Consider the following 3,052-nt stretch of genomic DNA (forward strand, 5'->3'; position numbering starts at 1 on the left):
ATCATTATGAGTGACTTTCTTTTTTAGTGTTTTCATTTTCTATACCTCTGGTTAATTCGGTATAGAAAGGTGGATGATTGTTAAAAATAATTTCACCCCACCATGGAGGTATATTAACCATAACCGCAATCCCCAATCTCAACTTTGGATAAGGAAAGACTTGTTCCTTACCCACCTCAAAGCTAGACCTGGCAAAACATTTCAGATGAGCGTAGTGGTGTAAGTTACCGGCCAATCAGTGCAAAACTGATAACTCTGAAGTTATCTAACTCCCCCTCAAGAGGCTACGTCGTGCATAAACCTAGGTACAGTCGTGAATGAAACACTTTGAACTAGCTCTATATACAATCAAAAAACACTGTAAAACAATCAGAAAATAGCTTATAAATCACCCAGCAATCACACAAAAATACTACTAAGTAATCACTATGCCAAGATTTGATAATCCGCCAGAAAAAGTAATGTGCTTTGAGTTCCTTGAACAATATGACATATATCAACTTGCGGGAATTTCCCAACATCTAAATCACAAGCAAAGCGTTGACTTTAATTTCCAATCGAGCCCAAAATTAACTTCGGAAAGGTATAAATCAGAAATAGTGGGGTACTTCAAGAATGCATCGGACATGCTAGGCGGGTTACACAATACACCAGAGTCAAAAGTCAGAACGATCTCCTATGATGTACTTTCATTGAGCGATATGCGGTTTTCAACCACAAAAGACACTCGACTTATAATCTACATATTTACAAAAATTGTGACAAATAACCTCATTCAACATTTACCAGAAACACCGCCAAACACTATCACCGACATTAATTCGATGCTGAATTACCTCATCAATGCATTTATCTCATCACAAATACAAATCGAGAAAAAAAGAGAGTTAATCAATAGTATAATTGACGAGTACTACAGCTCATCAGAAGTGTTTAAATTTAACTGGCTTGATGATAAAAATAATGACCAGGTGGCGTGGGTAGTTGACTATTTTCCCAAAATATCCTCAGTAAAGAGCATCGTTGCTAAATTGCCAAACGTAATGAACATCAATGAAAGTCACACTAAAGTCGTTCCGGCTATTTTTCATTCACTAGATATTAGCAACGCTGAAAAAAAACTGATCATGATGAACTTCAAAAGAGCATGGTCGCAGAAGAAATATAGGGAAAAAACCACAAGGGAAAACAAAAAAACCTTAAATATCGTTGTTGACGAAACGGTATCAATCCAGCTTCATCAGCTTTCCAAACAATTTGACATGCCCATCAACCAGGTAATCACTTTGATGACCAATCAGTTTGCTAGTAAATCTGAAGAATTAATGAGAAGCATTGAAGAAGATAAAAAAAATAAAGCCACACAATTCTCTAAGCTTCTATAGCATGCTTGGAGAGCTATAAAGCTCTCCAATATTTAATTTTACCTGTTTAGCACTCTTTGGCGGACCCAGTCTTGAACCTCACTTTCTACCCATGCGACGGCCCTATCTCCAATTGGCACCTGTGATGGAAACTGCTGTTTTTCTATAGAGCGATACATTCCCGACCTTGATAAGCCAGTCATTACTAGTACTTCATTGAGACGAATTAAGCGAGTGGTTACGTTTGGCATATTGACACCTTACAAGTGAGTGGATTTCACTTAAATGACATATGTCTGAAATTATTTAGGTTATATGCACCATAGAAAAACCGTACCCTATGCCAATCCCTGCCCGACTTCTAAATTCAGTGAAGAACGTGTGTTACAGTGTAACATGAGTTTACTGAAATCAAATTACATGTACCTATTAACTCACAACCTTCAGGCTCTTTTTACCACTCATCGACAAGCTCCCCGAAGCAGCTTCTTCGATATGATCACTCCACCACGCCATGAGAACTTTACGGTGTTCAAGGTAATCAGTGCGGTTATATGCGCTTCTTACCTTGTCTCTATCCACATGAGAAAGTGCGGCTTCTATAATATCTGGATCGAAGTTTTGCTCATTTAAGGTGGTACTGGCTAATGCGCGCAAACCGTGAGAAGTTTGCCTACCCTTCATGCCCATTCGTACCAATGCTTTATTTGCTGTCTCTTTGTTGATGTGATTTTTGTTACTTTTGTCAGCAGGGAAAAGGTATTCACTCTCACCCGTGATGAAATCAATCGTCTCTAATAGGTCTAAAGTTTGTTTTGTTAAAGGAACAGTATGAACTCTTCCCTTTTTCATTCGTTCAGCAGGAATGACCCAAAGCATCTTTTCTCTGTCAATTTCATCCCAACGTGCCCCAGCCGTTTCAGTCGGTCTTGTCATGGTATGAAGTTGCCATTCTAGCAAGCAGCGAGTGATGGGTTTAATGGATGCGTAGTTGATTGTTTTGAGAAGCTCTGGAAGCTCATCAGGGGCTAACGAAGCTTGGTTGGTTACCTTAGCAGTCTCAAATGCTTTACCAATGCCAGCAAGCTTGTTGTGTTCAATCACACCCGTGTTGACTGCAAAGGTCATTATCTCATTGAGGTTACGACACAAACGCCCTACTGTTTCTAATTTACCTTGATTCGCAATGGGTTTAATTGTTTTTATCGCTTGTGGTGCCGTAATGTCACCAAGGGGGAACTTACCAAGATCAGGTAAGAGGTACTTCTCAATTCGTTGCTTTAGCTTCTTAGCCGTTTGCTCTTTGACGCTTGTTCTTTTCACTTCAATCCAGTCATCAAATACCGACTGTAACGTATTCGCCAATTCTAACTGTTTTTCTCTGAGAGTCGTATCACGGTGCTCTTTCGGGTCAATACCATCAGCGAGTAGTTCTCTTGCCTCAATCGCTTTGGTTCTTGCTTTGGCTAGTGAGACGTCAGGGTACTTACCTAAGGCTAGGTTCAAGCGCTTTCGTGAAATGGGATGATAGTAAGAGAAACGCCATAGTTTTGTTCCTATAGGCTTAATCTTCAATGATAATCCATCACCGTCACCTAAATTATATTCTTTCTCTTTAGGCTTTGCTTGTTTGATTTGAGTTGCCGTTAAAGGCTGTACTTTTTTCGCCATCGTAACCCCCTGAAGTA

The 3,052-nt window shown here is 39.6% G+C and carries 3 protein-coding genes; 1 reads left to right on the top strand and 2 read right to left on the bottom strand.

What is annotated here, in order from left to right; all coding sequences use genetic code 11:
• The first annotated feature begins 428 nt into the window (after window positions 1-428).
• Window positions 429-1,385 (top strand): hypothetical protein, encoded by a 957-nt coding sequence (locus AB4653_RS24120; protein ID WP_017104408.1) that lies wholly within the window; start codon window positions 429-431, stop codon window positions 1,383-1,385.
• 38 nt (window positions 1,386-1,423) lie between these two features.
• Here AB4653_RS24120 and AB4653_RS24125 read toward each other — a convergent pair whose 3' ends face one another.
• Together AB4653_RS24125 and AB4653_RS24130 are read right to left on the bottom strand one after the other, a co-directional pair.
• On the bottom strand, window positions 1,424-1,615 hold the full coding sequence (locus AB4653_RS24125) for an AlpA family transcriptional regulator (protein ID WP_012604100.1): 192 nt from the start codon (window positions 1,613-1,615) through the stop codon (window positions 1,424-1,426).
• Window positions 1,616-1,793: 178 nt separating this feature from the next.
• Window positions 1,794-3,035, bottom strand: coding sequence for an integrase domain-containing protein (locus AB4653_RS24130; RefSeq protein WP_017104409.1), 1,242 nt, complete (start codon window positions 3,033-3,035; stop codon window positions 1,794-1,796).
• Between the last annotated feature and the right edge of the window lie 17 nt (window positions 3,036-3,052).

It is taken from the genome of Vibrio sp. 10N.222.48.A3 (assembly GCF_041475345.1).
Lineage (GTDB): Bacteria > Pseudomonadota > Gammaproteobacteria > Enterobacterales > Vibrionaceae > Vibrio > Vibrio tasmaniensis_A.

Coding starts and splice junctions, on each gene's coding strand:
- AB4653_RS24120 (WP_017104408.1), top strand. CDS start 429: ATGCCAAGATTTGATAATCCGCCAGAAAAAGTAATGTGCTTTGAGTTC.
- AB4653_RS24130 (WP_017104409.1), bottom strand. CDS start 3,035: ATGGCGAAAAAAGTACAGCCTTTAACGGCAACTCAAATCAAACAAGCA.
- AB4653_RS24125 (WP_012604100.1), bottom strand. CDS start 1,615: ATGCCAAACGTAACCACTCGCTTAATTCGTCTCAATGAAGTACTAGTA.